Origin of the sequence: Mycobacterium gordonae (assembly GCF_002101675.1) — a bacterium.
Classification (GTDB): domain Bacteria; phylum Actinomycetota; class Actinomycetes; order Mycobacteriales; family Mycobacteriaceae; genus Mycobacterium; species Mycobacterium gordonae.
The window spans coordinates 1-11297 of sequence record NZ_LQOY01000200.1; the positions used below are offsets into that span (position 1 = coordinate 1).

Sequence of the window (11297 nt, forward strand, 5' to 3'; positions counted from 1 at the left end):
CCACTGGGCAGTTCTTATTGGCCACCTACAGGCAGTTCTCATGTCCGCCCACGGGCAGTTTCCGATGTCCATTGACAGTTGTCGCAGAAGGTGGATCAGATCGTCTTGGCTGCTGATGTCGATGCGGTGCGGCGGCGCACCAAGACCCAGGCTGATCGGGAGGTGTGGATCAGCGCGGAGTTAGACGGGCTGTGTCAGATCGAGGGGCGGCTGCGCAGCACCGATGCCCAGGCGGTGGATGCGCGGCTGTCCGCGCTGGCGGGCACGGTGTGTCCGAATGATCCGCGCACCGCCGCTCAGCGCCGCGCTGATGCGTTGGGCGCCCTGGCCGCTGATGCCACCCGGTTGGGCTGTGAGTGCGGGCGCCGCGATTGCAGCGCCGCCGACCGCAAGCCGTCGTCGCCGGTGGTGATCCATGTGATCGCCGAGCAGGCCACCCTCAACGGCACCGCCGACCGCCCGGCCCGGGTGTTCGGGGCCGAGGACCTGATCACCCCCGAACTGCTCCACGAGTTGGCGTTGACGGCCCGGCGGGTGCCGCTGGTCCACCCGGGCTATCACTTGCCCGAACCGCACTACACTCCCTCGAGCGCGCTGGCCGACTTCGTGCGGGCGCGGGATCTGACGTGTCGGTGGCCCGGTTGTGAGGTGCCGGCCACCGCCTGCGATGTTGACCACACCCTGCCTTATGCCCAGGGCGGTCCCACTCATGCGGGCAACCTCAAGTGCTACTGCCGCACCCATCACCTGATGAAAACGTTTTGGGGCTGGACCGACCAGCAACTCGCTGATGGCACCTTGATCCTGACCTCCCCGGCCGGGGACACCCACGTCACCACCCCGGGCAGTGCCCTGCTGTTTCCCAGCCTGTGTCACGCCGTGGGCGGCATGCCCGCCCCCGAAGCCCAAACCCCACCGGCCGATTACTGCGCCGAGCGCACCGCGATGATGCCCACCCGCCGCCGCACCCGCGCCCAAGACCGCGCCCACCGCGTGGCCGCCGAACGCCGCCAGAATCGAAAAGAGCGCATCGCCGCCACCGGCCCACCCGACAACGAACCCCCACCGTTTTAGGTGGGCCAGGAGCTCGCGGTACTCCGGAAGTTGGCATTCGGAGGATTGCAGAAGTCTGAGTTCGTCCCGGCCAGCAGGACGAAATAGCCCTCACCCTTGTGGGTGAAACTGTATGGCGGGTAACTCCATCCGCTGTTGCACATCGACGTCGGCGTGCCCATGGTCGCCCGGCGCCAGCTGTTCTTGGCGCAGGCGGTCAGCGCATCGACGTCTGAAACGCCGCTCTTGGCGATCACCAGCATCCCCCCGCCCCATTGCCCGTCGGCCCGGCGATAGGCGCGTGCGCCGAATCCGGCTCCGTTCGCCTGGCAACCCAGCGCCCGTTGCAGCGGCTGAAAAACGGTGGCGAGGTCGCGATTGGTGACGGCGGCTGCGGCAGTGATGAATTGCGCCGCGTCGGAGCCGTCGACCTCCTGCACGTTCGGGTCGTGGAAGCTGAACAGCTGTTGGGCGATCGCGCTCGCGTTACCGCCGCCACCACCACCGACAACGGGCCCACTGCCGGTGGAGGTCATCGGGGGCAGCCCACCGGCAGGGTCGGCCGCTGCCGTCGGCGCCAGAAACAGCGACAGTGCAGCGATCAATCCAAGGCGGGCAAGCGATTTCACTGTTCGATGGCATCCTGGTCCAGGCTGCGCTTGGCGCGCACCGCCGGCCGCGCCGACCGCCGCCGCGGAATGCGTTCGGTGATGCCGCTCAGCGAGTTGATCATCCTGTTCAGGCTATCGACTGCAGACTCGAGGGTGTCAGCCGTGGGCGTCATCCTCTCCACGGCGGGCGCCAGCCGGCTCAAAATTTCCGCGGCTTCGGTGAACTGCTCGAGCGGACCATTCTTAGCCAGCAGCTTGTCGACGACGCCGTCCTCGGCGAACATCCGCTCGATAATCCCGTCCTCGGCCAACATCCGCTCTAGCGGCCCGTCCTTCGCCAGCAGCCGATCCGCCAGCCCGCCGGGCTCCAGAATCCGTTCCAGCGCGCTTCCTTCAACGGTGACCCGATCCAGTAGACCGCCGGGCGCGGTCAACAGGTCGACAACCCCACCCGGGCGCATCAGCTTGTCCGCCGGCCCGCCGCGGACCAGGGCGCGCCCCATTGCCCGGTCGTTCTCGGTCAATTCGGCAACGCGATTGGCGCCGATGAGCGCGCCGCGCAGCGGGAACAGGTCGGTGATGGGGTCAACCGTCTTCGGGCCTTCCTCGCCCAGGGATTGCTTCACGGCCCCGAGCGCGATGGCACCCACGGCGAGTCCGGCATCGGCCACCGCGACGCCGGCCCGGACAGGGGCCATCACTACACCGGCAAGGGCTTTGCTGAGGTTCACGCGGCAAGTGTATGGCTCGATGTCTTCCGCCGTGGGCGGAAGCGCCGCATCACCGGAATGCGGCGATGCCGGTGAATGCCTGACCGAGGACCAGCTGATGCATCTCGGGAGTGCCCTCGTAAGTCAGAACCGATTCCAGGTTGACCATGTGCCGGACCACCGGATACTCCAGCGATATTCCGTTGCCGCCCAGTATCGTTCGCGCGGTACGGCAGATCTCGATCGCCTCCCGGGTGTTGTTCAGCTTGCCGAAACTCACCTGGTCCGGACGCAACCCCACGCTGTCCTTGAGGCGACCCAGGTGCAGCGACAGCAACTGCCCCTTGTGCAGTTCGACCGCCATGTCGACCAGCTTGGCCTGGGTCAGCTGAAAACCGGCGATCGGGCGTCCGAACTGGGTGCGCTGACCGGCGTACTCCAGGGCAGACTGCCAGGCCGAACGCGCCGCACCCATGGAGCCCCAGACAATGCCATAGCGCGCTTCGGACAGGCAGGCCAGCGGCCCCTTGAGGCCCACCGCGCCCGGCAACAGCGCCTCGTCCGGCAGCCGCACGTCGTCGAGCACCAACTCACTGGTGATCGACGCCCGCAGCGAGAGCTTGTGGTGAATGGTGTTGGCGGAGAACCCCGGTGTGTCCGTCGGGACGATAAAACCGCGGACCCCTTCGTCGGTCGCGGCCCACACCACAGCGACGTCGGCGATCGACCCGTTGGTGATCCACATCTTGCGCCCGTTGAGCACCCAATCGGAACCGTCGCGCCGGGCCCGCGTCTTCATCGCGGCCGGGTCCGATCCCGCGTCGGGTTCGGTCAGCCCGAAGCAGCCGAGCACCTCGCCGGCCGCCATGCCCGGCAACCACCGCTGCTTCTGCTCCTCCGACCCGTTGTTCCAGATCGCGAACATCGCCAGCGACCCCTGCACCGACACCAGCGACCTGATGCCGGAGTCGGCGGCCTCCAGCTCCAGGCAGGCCAGACCGTAGTGCACGGCGGACGCGCCGCCGCAGCCGTAGCCCTCCAGATGCATGCCGAGCAGACCGAGTTCGCCGAACTGCTTGGCCAGGTCCCGGGCCACCGGCAGGTCGCCGTCCTCGAACCACTGGCCGACATGCGGCAAGACCTGTTCAGCGCAGAACGCGCGCACCGTGTCCCGCACGGCGATCTCGTCGCTGGACAGCGACGCGTCCAGCCCCAGCGGGTCAAAGGGATCGAAAGCGCGCGGCGTCGTGTCTGTGCTCATGAGTCAATCCTGCCCCGGCCCGGTAGTCTCGCTGCATGCAACCGCGGCGAGGGCTGGCGTGGCTCGGTGTGGACGTGCTGGCTGTGCTGGTTTTCTGTGCCCTCGGGCGGCGCAGCCACGATGAAGGCGTCAACGTCAGCGGGCTGGCCACCACCGCCTGGCCGTTTCTGAGCGGCACGGCCCTGGGCTGGCTCATATCGCGCGGCTGGCGGCGCCCGACGGCTGTGGTGCCTACCGGGGTGACCGTCTGGATATCGACGGTGGTGCTCGGAATGCTGCTACGCAAAGCCAGTTCGGCGAGCGTGGCGGGGGCCTTCGTGGTGGTGGCCTCGACGGTGACAGCGGTGTTCCTGCTCGGCTGGCGGGCGGCCGTCACAGCCTTCTCGGCGCGCGCGGGCCGGCACGGTTCGGACGGCTGACGGCCCGACCAGATGGTACGCACCGACGGCGACACCTGGGACCCGGCCACCGGTGTCGGCATGACGGCGACGTTCGGCGCTGTTGCCAGGGCGGTGGGAACCAACAAGGGGCTGATCAACGATCCCTTCGCCAAGCCGCTGGTGCGTGCCGCGGGCGTCGAGTATTTCGTCCGGGTGATCGAGGACGAGCAGTATGCGGCCGACGGCGGTGGCGACCCGGTCATGTACGGGATGCTCAACATCCTTGCCGTGCACGGCCGGTTCCTGGACGAGTACCTGACCCGCGCCGCGCGAGCGGGTATCCGCCAGGCGGTCAATCTCGGCTGTGGGCTGGACACCCGGGCTTACCGATTGTGGTGGCCGCCTGGGACAACGGTGTACGAGTGCGACCAGCCGGGAGTGATGGATTTCAAGGCGGAGGTGCTGCGGGCGCTGGGCGGGAAGCTGACCGCGCATCACTGCGCCGTGGGAGTCGACCTCCGCGACGATTGGCTCACGGCGCTGCGGCGCGTCGGGTTCGATCCCGACCAACCGACGGTCTGGATCGCCGAAAACCTGTTGATCGGCTACCTGCCGCCGGACGCGCAGGATCGGCTGCTGCATCAGCTCAGCGCCGCCAGCGCGGCCGGCAGCCGGTTTGCCGCCGACCACATGCCGTGGACCGAGGCGCAGTTGCAGGAGGGTCGGGCCTTCATCGAAGGCTGGCGGCAGGAGGGTCTGGACATCGACCTGGCCAAGCTGACCTATTCCGCCGAATTCGGTTCCCTTCCTGAGAATCTCGAGGCACACGGCTGGCGGACCACCGAAAAGACCCTCGTCGAGTTGCTGGCCACCGTCGGTCTGGCGGGGCGCCGGCGGGTCACCCCGCACGATCTCGCGGTCACCCCCCGCTACGTCACCGCGACGTTGGGTGACCGGTGACGGGTGAGCTGCGCTTCGTGCCGGCCGCCCTGGACGACCCGCTGGCCCAACCGCTGCTGGTCGAGCTGGCTGACGAGTACGCCCGGCGGTACGGCGCGGACCCGCAACGCATCGCCGAGTGGCTCGTAGACGGCCCGGACGGCGAGTTCTCGCCTCCGCACGGCGGGATGTTGTTGGGTCTGCTGAACGGCGAACCCGTAACAGGGGGCGCGTTCTGCCGCTTCGATGCCGACACCGCCGAGCTCAAGCGAGTCTGGACGCACCGCGACCACCGTCGCCGCGGCTACGCCAAGACTCTGCTGGCTGCGCTGGAATCGGAGATCGCCGTTCGGGGTTACACCAGGGTGTACCTCATCACCGGCGACCGTCAGCCTGAGGCCGAGAAGCTCTACGAAGCGACCGGATACACCCGGTTGTCCGAACCTCTGCCATCCCAAGGCCCGGTGTTCCCGATCGCGTTTCTGAAGGCACTCCGGTGACGCTTCATCTCGGGGTCGCGCTGGACGGATACGGCTGGCACACGCAGGCCTGGGCGCTGGCCGACGAAACCCGCTCCGTGCTCAGCGGGCGCTATTGGGCGGACCTGGCGGTCACAGCCGAGCGCGGACTGCTGGACTTCCTCACCATCGACGATTCGCTGATGCCCCAGCCCGGGCGCCGCGAGCGCATCGACCCCAACCGGCTGGCCGGGCGCGGCGACGCGGTGCTCGTCGCTGCCCGCGTGGCGCCGGTCACCCGGCATATCGGGCTGATCCCGGTGGCGACGGTCACCCACACCGAGCCGTTCCATATCTCCAAAGCCGTTGCCACCCTTGACTATGTCTCTCACGGCCGGGCCGGTTGGCAGCCCCGGGTGAGCGTCACCACGCACGAGGCGGCGCTGTTCGGCAGGCGTACCGTGCGACCCGAGGAGTTGTTCCCCGAGGCCCGGGACTATGTCGATGTGGTGCGCAGGTTGTGGGACAGCTGGGAGGACGACGCGGTGATCCGTGACGTCGCCACCGGGCGTTACATCGACCGGGACAAGCTGCACTACATCGACTTCGCCGGTCAGTACTTCTCGGTGAAGGGGCCGTCGATCACGCCCCGTCCGCCGCAGGGTCAGCCGGTCATCGCCGTCCTGGCGCACGCCAGGCCGGTCTACGAATTCGCGGCCCAAACCGCTGACCTCGTGTTCGTGACTCCCGCCGACACGTCGGTACAGGGTCTGGTGGACGACGTACGCGAGGCCGGCGAGCATCTGAAAGTCTTTGCCGACGTGGTGGTTTCGTTCCACGGTGCAACCGATTTCCGGTCCGACACGCTGGTCTGGGGTGGCAGTGCAGCCGAACTGGTGGACATGCTGCTGCAGTGGCAGCTCGCCGGCGTCGACGGTGTGCGGCTGCGTCCCGCCGTGCACGCCACCGACCTCCCGGTGATCGTCGACGAGGTGGTGCCGCTATTGCAGCGCGCGGGCGAGTTTCGCGCTGCCTACCGCGATGGCGAAACGCTGCGCGAGCGACTCGGACTTCCGTTGGCCGTCAACCGATATCAGGGGGTGCGCCGATGATTCCGTTGTCGATCCTGGACCTGGCGCCGATCAGCGCGGGCAGCGACGCGCGCACCGCGCTGCACAACACCATTGATCTGGCCCGGCACGCCGAGCGGTGGGGCTTCCGGCGCTATTGGATCGCCGAGCATCACTTCGTGGGTGTCGCCAGCTCGTCGCCCGCCCTGCTGATCGGTCAGATCGCAGCTGCTACCAACACAATTCGGGTGGGCGCGGCGGCGGTGCAACTCGGCTACACCACCGCCGTCGCGGTGGTCGAGAACTTCGGCATGCTCGACGCCTTCTACCCTGGACGGATCGACCTCGGTGTCGGCCGGTCCGGGCAGCGTCGCTCCGAGGAGGGCAAACCGAAGAAACCACGCGAGCCGCGGCCACCGCGGGTGTGGCACGAGGTGGACGGCGTGGTGATTCCGACACCCTTCGACCTACGCGGGATGCTCGACCTCGAACAGCTGGCGGCCACCATGGCGATCCTGCAACAGCCCGAGGCGGTATCGCCGGACTTCGCCGAGCAGCTCAACGACATCCTCGCGCTGTTGGACGGCACCTACTGCGCGGGCGGGTTCGACGTGCATGCGGTGCCCGGCGAAGGATGCGGGTTGCGGCCGTGGGTCTTCGGCAGCACCCGGGGCCAAAGCGCCCGGGTGGCCGGAGCTTTGGGGCTGCCGTTCGTGGCCAGCTATCACATCACTCCGGCCACCGCGCTCGAGGCGATCGAGGCCTACCGCGACACGTTCGTGCCGTCGGCGGCGCTGGCCGAGCCTTACGTCGTGGTGTCCGCCGACATCGTGGTCGCCGACGACGCCGAGCGCGCTCGGCAGTTGGCCGCCGGTTACGGCCACTGGGTCTACTCCATCCGAACCGGCGTCGGCGCGATGCCCTATCCGGCTCCCGAGGACTGTGGACCGCTCACCGACGAGCAGTATGAGCTGGTAAAGGACCGGCTCGCAACACGATTCGTCGGCAACCCGGACGAGGTCGCCGAAAGGTTGCGGGCGTTACAGCGGGTGACCGGTGCCGACGAACTCGTCGTCACTTCCGTCACCCACAGTCACTCCGACCGGTTGCGCTCGCACGAACTGATTGCGCAGAGGTGGGGTCTGACCTGATGAGCCGCAAGCCGATTCATCTTGCGGCCCACTTCCCGGGCGTCAACAACACCACGGTATGGACCGACCCGAGCGCGGGCAGCCAGATCGAGTTCGAGTCGTTCGCGCACCTGGCGCGCACCGCTGAACGCGGATTGTTCGACTTCTTCTTCCTCGCCGAAGGGTTGCGGCTGCGCGAGCACCGGGGCCGCATCCACGACCTGGACGTGGTGGGCCGGCCGGACACGTTCACCGTGCTGGCGGCCCTGGCCGGCGTCACCGACCGCATCGGTCTGACCGGCACCATCAACACCACCTTCAACGAACCCTTCGAAGTGGCAAGGCAATTCGCCACCCTCGATCACCTATCCGACGGCCGCGCCGGCTGGAATATCGTCACGTCCTCGGATGCGTTCACCGGCGCCAACTTTCGCCGGGGCGGCTTCCTCGCCCACGCCGACCGCTACCGGCGGGCCGAGGAGTTCGTCACGGTGGCCCGGCGGTTCTGGGACAGCTGGGCGCCGGATGCGGTGGTGCGCCAGGACGGTGTCTATGTGGACCCGGCCGGGATCCGCAGCGTCGAATTCACAGGCTCGCAGTTCGACGTCCGCGGCTTCGCGACGCTGCCGGCGGGCCCGCAAGGCCACCCGGTACTACTGCAAGCGGGCGACTCCGACGAGGGACGCGATTTCGGCGCCCGCTATGCCGACGCGCTGTTCACGCTGCACGGCTCCCTGGAGGACGGGCGGCGCTACTACGCCGATGTCAAGGCACGGGCCCGCAAGTTCGGCCGGGATCCCAACCAGCTCAAGGTGTTTCCGGCGGCTACCTTCGTCATCGGCGACACCGCCGACGAAGCCGAGGACAAAGCCCGGCACATCCGTCGTCAGCAGGTCACCGGGGCGACGGCGATCCTGATGCTGGAACAGGTCTGGGGACGCGAACTTTCCGACTTCGACCCGGACGGCCCGCTGCCCGAGTTCGACCCGGTCCTCGACAGTGACATCACCCAGGGACGGGTGCGCCACGGCGACCCCATCGCGGTGGCGCGGCGCTGGCGGGAGCGGGCGCAAGCGGAGAAACTGTCCATCCGCGAGCTGGTGATCGCGGTGACCAGCCGGGAGCAGTTCGTGGGGACCGCCGCCCATATCGCCGGTGAGATCGACCGCTACGTGCAGGCCGATGCCTGCGACGGCTTCATTCTGGTGCCGCACCTGACGCCGCACGGCCTCGACGACTTCGTCGACCGCGTGGTCCCGCTGCTGCAGGAGCGCGGGGCGTTTCGCACCGAGTACCCGGCTGCGACGCTGCGGGGGAATCTGGGATTGAGCGAGTCGGGCAGCGGATAGCCTCCCAGCGGGCCCACCGGTCAGGGGCACATGAAGGAGATGGGCGGGCAGACGAACGTGCCCGGCGGAAGCGGGCCCTCGGCCCAGACGCCTCCGGATACCTGGTGGACTTCATGGCAGGTGTTCATGTCCCAGCCGGCCGCCAAGTCCCGGATCTGCCACCAAACGGGGTCTCCCGGGCACCAAGTGCCGTGTCCGACAGGGTCATACACCAGGTCCGCGTGCGCAGTCGCGGTGCCCGGCCCCAAGGCAGTGAGCCACAAAGAGGCGACTGCGCCGAAGGCTGTGATCAGAACGCCGGCGAGAGTTCGCTTCACCGTGCTTACCATGTCGTTTCCTCTCTATGATTCCGCGCCGTTCCCAGGCAGCGGATTGCTCCGCGGTCAAAATACATATCGGCTAACCGAGTCAGGCTCGGCGGCTGCGAGCGGGGTGACGCTGACGCGTTGCGCCGACGATCCGCTGCACTGAACCATGACGATAGCGCGCTGGTTTCTGGAATTCCGCACTTATTTTCGGGTACGTAATTTAGCGACGCCGGGATCAGCCCGCCCCGGCCCGCCGCAATGCGGCGTCTGTCGCTTCGCGGATCGGGCCCCGCCAGAGTGGGCCATGACCGGGAGCGAGGACCTCCGTCTCTACCTCAGCCAGCACCGACAGGGTCCGGATGCATTCGGCCTGGCTGTAGCTGAAGATGGCCGGCAGCAGCTGGGGCCCGTCGTGGCGGATCAGTGGATGGCCGGTGATCAACGCGTCACCACTGGCCAACACCCCGTCGACCACGTAGGAACAGTGACCGTTGGTGTGGCCGGGACTGAACACCGGCCGCGGACGGCCAGGCAGCCCGGCGGCAACGTCCGGCGTCAGTGGCTGGGTGGTCGGAATCCCGGCGCGGATCAGGCCGCCGCTGCGCACCACGTGCACGGTCCACACCGCCCAGCGCGGCCGCCAGAGCCGCAGTGCGAGATCACCGATCGCCACTTGTTCCAGATATTCACGCTTGGCGTGACCCACCTCGTCGGCGTGGCAGTACACCGGCGTGCCGTGCTCGGCGGCGAACCAGATCGCCGTGCCCAGATGGTCGATATGGGCGTGGGTGAGCAGGATCGCGCGTACGTCGCCCGGCCCGTAACCCAGCGTGCGCAGCGAGGCCAGCACCTCTTCGCGGTCGCCCGGATAGCCGGCATCGATCAGCATGACGCCGGAGTCGTCGGTGACCAGCGTCCAATTGACGGCGGGCCCGTGGGCGAGGTGAACGGTGTCGGTGATCTGGATGAGCTGCGTCTCCCCGGACATGCCCAACAGCCTAGGAGTAGAAAAGACTGGTGGCTGAACTGAAACTTGGATATAAGGCGTCCGCCGAACAATTCGCACCGCGTGAGCTCGTCGAACTGGCCGTCCTCGCCGAAGGACATGGCATGGACAGCGCCACCGTCAGCGATCACTTCCAGCCCTGGCGGCACAAAGGCGGGCACGCCCCGTTCTCGCTGGCGTGGATGACCGCGGTGGGCGAGCGCACCGAAAGGCTGCAGCTGGGCACTTCGGTGCTCACCCCGACCTTCCGGTACAACCCCGCCGTCATCGCGCAGGCCTTCGCCACCATGTCGTGTCTTTACCCGGGCCGGGTGTTCCTCGGCGTCGGCACCGGCGAAGCGCTGAACGAGATCGCCACCGGATACGAAGGCGCCTGGCCTGAATTCAAGGAACGGTTCGCCCGGCTGCGCGAGTCGGTGCGACTGATGCGCGAGCTGTGGCGCGGGGACCGCGTCGACTTCGACGGCGAGTACTACCGGCTCAAGGGCGCCTCGATTTACGACGTGCCCGAAGGCGGCGTGCCCGTCTACATCGCCGCCGGCGGGCCGGCGGTCGCGAAGTACGCCGGCCGCGCCGGCGACGGCTTCATCTGCACTTCCGGCAAGGGGGAGGAGCTCTACACCGAAAAGCTCATCCCGGCCGTGAAGGAAGGCGCCGCGGCGGCCGACCGCAACGACGACGACATCGACAAGATGATCGAGATCAAGATCTCCTACGACACCGACCCGGACCTGGCGCTGGAGAACACCCGGTTCTGGGCACCGCTGTCGCTCAGCGCCGAGCAGAAGCACAGCATCGACGACCCGATCGAGATGGAGAAGGCCGCCGACGCACTGCCGATCGAGCAGATCGCCAAACGCTGGATCGTCGCCGCCGACCCGGACGAGGCGGTCGAGAAGGTCGGCCAGTACGTGACGTGGGGCCTGAACCACCTGGTGTTCCACGCGCCCGGCCACGACCAACGACGGTTCCTGGAGTTGTTCGAGAAAGACCTGGCGCCGCGACTGCGTAGACTTGGCTGA

The 11297-nt window shown here is 67.8% G+C and carries 12 protein-coding genes and 1 pseudogene; 8 read left to right on the forward strand and 5 right to left on the reverse strand.

What is annotated here, in order from left to right; genetic code table 11:
- Positions 1-75: 75 nt before the first annotated feature.
- A pseudogene (locus tag AWC08_RS25010) lies at positions 76-1074 on the forward strand (HNH endonuclease signature motif containing protein); the annotation flags it as partial.
- Here the strand turns inward: AWC08_RS25010 and AWC08_RS25015 are convergent.
- The 3 genes from AWC08_RS25015 to AWC08_RS25025 are packed head-to-tail and all read right to left on the reverse strand — an operon-like array spanning position 1071 to position 3635.
- Positions 1071-1682, reverse strand: a complete 612-nt coding sequence (locus AWC08_RS25015; protein WP_065132965.1) for a hypothetical protein — start codon at positions 1680-1682, stop codon at positions 1071-1073. The pseudogene AWC08_RS25010 and the gene AWC08_RS25015 overlap by 4 nt on opposite strands.
- The gene (locus AWC08_RS25020; RefSeq protein WP_065132966.1) at positions 1679-2395 is read right to left on the reverse strand and encodes a hypothetical protein; all 717 of its coding nucleotides are present in this window, start codon (positions 2393-2395) and stop codon (positions 1679-1681) included. Before AWC08_RS25020 ends, AWC08_RS25015 begins: the two co-directional genes overlap by 4 nt.
- A gap of 49 nt (positions 2396-2444) precedes the next feature.
- Positions 2445-3635, reverse strand: a complete 1191-nt coding sequence (locus tag AWC08_RS25025) for an acyl-CoA dehydrogenase (protein WP_065132967.1) — start codon at positions 3633-3635, stop codon at positions 2445-2447.
- A gap of 35 nt (positions 3636-3670) precedes the next feature.
- Between AWC08_RS25025 and AWC08_RS25030 the strand changes: the two genes are divergently transcribed.
- The 6 genes from AWC08_RS25030 to AWC08_RS25055 are packed head-to-tail and all read left to right on the forward strand — an operon-like array spanning position 3671 to position 8961.
- Complete coding sequence (locus AWC08_RS25030) at positions 3671-4054, forward strand: DUF3054 domain-containing protein (protein ID WP_065132968.1); 384 nt, start codon at positions 3671-3673, stop codon at positions 4052-4054.
- 12 nt (positions 4055-4066) lie between these two features.
- The gene (locus AWC08_RS25035) at positions 4067-4975 is read left to right on the forward strand and encodes an SAM-dependent methyltransferase (protein ID WP_069434209.1); all 909 of its coding nucleotides are present in this window, start codon (positions 4067-4069) and stop codon (positions 4973-4975) included.
- The gene (locus AWC08_RS25040; RefSeq protein ID WP_065131683.1) at positions 4972-5454 is read left to right on the forward strand and encodes a GNAT family N-acetyltransferase; all 483 of its coding nucleotides are present in this window, start codon (positions 4972-4974) and stop codon (positions 5452-5454) included. Before AWC08_RS25035 ends, AWC08_RS25040 begins: the two co-directional genes overlap by 4 nt.
- Positions 5451-6524, forward strand: coding sequence for an LLM class flavin-dependent oxidoreductase (locus tag AWC08_RS25045; protein ID WP_085088358.1), 1074 nt, complete (start codon positions 5451-5453; stop codon positions 6522-6524). Before AWC08_RS25040 ends, AWC08_RS25045 begins: the two co-directional genes overlap by 4 nt.
- Positions 6521-7633 carry an LLM class flavin-dependent oxidoreductase gene (locus tag AWC08_RS25050; RefSeq protein ID WP_069434845.1) on the forward strand — a complete coding sequence of 371 codons (1113 nt, stop codon included), beginning with the start codon at positions 6521-6523 and terminating at the stop codon, positions 7631-7633. The genes AWC08_RS25045 and AWC08_RS25050 overlap by 4 nt, the downstream gene beginning before the upstream one ends.
- Positions 7633-8961 carry an NtaA/DmoA family FMN-dependent monooxygenase gene (locus AWC08_RS25055; protein WP_065131680.1) on the forward strand — a complete coding sequence of 443 codons (1329 nt, stop codon included), beginning with the start codon at positions 7633-7635 and terminating at the stop codon, positions 8959-8961. The genes AWC08_RS25050 and AWC08_RS25055 overlap by 1 nt, the downstream gene beginning before the upstream one ends.
- Positions 8962-8981: 20 nt before the next feature.
- Here AWC08_RS25055 and AWC08_RS25060 read toward each other — a convergent pair whose 3' ends face one another.
- Together AWC08_RS25060 and AWC08_RS25065 are read right to left on the reverse strand one after the other, a co-directional pair.
- Positions 8982-9278 (reverse strand): hypothetical protein, encoded by a 297-nt coding sequence (locus AWC08_RS25060; protein ID WP_232008060.1) that lies wholly within the window; start codon positions 9276-9278, stop codon positions 8982-8984.
- 226 nt (positions 9279-9504) lie between these two features.
- Complete coding sequence (locus tag AWC08_RS25065; protein WP_069434846.1) at positions 9505-10257, reverse strand: MBL fold metallo-hydrolase; 753 nt, start codon at positions 10255-10257, stop codon at positions 9505-9507.
- Between the two features lie 29 nt (positions 10258-10286).
- Here AWC08_RS25065 and fgd point away from each other — a divergent pair, with 29 nt between their 5' ends.
- A complete protein-coding gene (gene fgd / locus AWC08_RS25070; protein WP_065134594.1) occupies positions 10287-11297 on the forward strand; it encodes a glucose-6-phosphate dehydrogenase (coenzyme-F420) in 1011 nt (336 codons plus the stop codon).

Coding starts and splice junctions, on each gene's coding strand:
- AWC08_RS25055 (WP_065131680.1), top strand. CDS start 7,633: ATGAGCCGCAAGCCGATTCATCTTGCGGCCCACTTCCCGGGCGTCAAC.
- AWC08_RS25025 (WP_065132967.1), bottom strand. CDS start 3,635: ATGAGCACAGACACGACGCCGCGCGCTTTCGATCCCTTTGACCCGCTG.
- AWC08_RS25030 (WP_065132968.1), top strand. CDS start 3,671: ATGCAACCGCGGCGAGGGCTGGCGTGGCTCGGTGTGGACGTGCTGGCT.
- AWC08_RS25050 (WP_069434845.1), top strand. CDS start 6,521: ATGATTCCGTTGTCGATCCTGGACCTGGCGCCGATCAGCGCGGGCAGC.
- AWC08_RS25035 (WP_069434209.1), top strand. CDS start 4,067: ATGGTACGCACCGACGGCGACACCTGGGACCCGGCCACCGGTGTCGGC.
- AWC08_RS25065 (WP_069434846.1), bottom strand. CDS start 10,257: ATGTCCGGGGAGACGCAGCTCATCCAGATCACCGACACCGTTCACCTC.